The sequence below is a fragment of the Huijunlia imazamoxiresistens genome (assembly GCF_037132455.1).
In the GTDB taxonomy this organism is placed as follows: Bacteria; Bacteroidota; Bacteroidia; order Chitinophagales; family Chitinophagaceae; genus Flavisolibacter; species Flavisolibacter imazamoxiresistens.
The window spans coordinates 1-734 of record NZ_JBBBEI010000107.1; the positions used below are offsets into that span (position 1 = coordinate 1).

The following is a 734-nucleotide window of genomic DNA, read 5'->3' on the forward strand; positions in this document are numbered from 1 at the left end:
GCCGCTGTCACGGGCTACGCGGTACGCATCTCGCTGATCGCTGCTTTGGGCGGCTTCCTCTTCGGCTTTGAAACGGCCGTCATCTCCGGGGCCGAAAAAACCATCCAGCAGCTCTGGCACCTCTCCAGCGGCTGGCAGGGCTTCACCGTCGCCTCCTCCCTGATCGGCACCGTCATCGGCTCGGTCATCGCCGGCGCCCCCGCCCAGCGCCACGGCCGCAAAAAGGTGCTCACCATTATCGCCCTTTTGTACCTGCTCTCCGCCGTGGGCTGCGCCGTCACCCCGCTGTGGAGCCTCTTCATCCTTTTCCGCTTTGTCGGCGGCATAGCCGTGGGCGCCTCCTCCGTGGTCGGTCCCATGTATATTTCCGAAGTCGCCCCCGCCCGCATCCGCGGGCGGCTGGCCGGCTCCTTCCAGCTCATGATCGTGGCGGGCATCTTCATTGCCTACCTCACCAACTTCCTGTTCGTGGGCCTGGGCGAGGAGTCGTGGCGCTGGATGCTGGGGGTGATGGTGGTGCCTGCCGCCCTCTTTGCCCTTCTTTTGCGCTCTATTCCCGAAAGCCCCCGCTGGCTGGTGCTCAATGGCAGGGATGCCGAGGCCAGGGCCATCTTTGCCAAAACCGGCGAGCCCGATGCGGCAAACGTTATCCGCCAGGAACACCAGCTGGAGCACTACGGGCTGAAGGAAAAGCTGTTCGCAGGCAACAGGTATCGCAAGCCCATTGTCTATGC

At 64.0% G+C, this 734-nt stretch carries 1 protein-coding gene; it reads left to right on the plus strand.

Annotated elements, in window-relative coordinates; translation table 11 throughout:
- Nucleotides 1–27: 27 nt before the first annotated feature.
- Nucleotides 28–734 (plus strand): MFS transporter (locus V9K67_RS27080; RefSeq protein WP_414696824.1); only part of this gene is annotated, 707 nt, incomplete at its 3' end.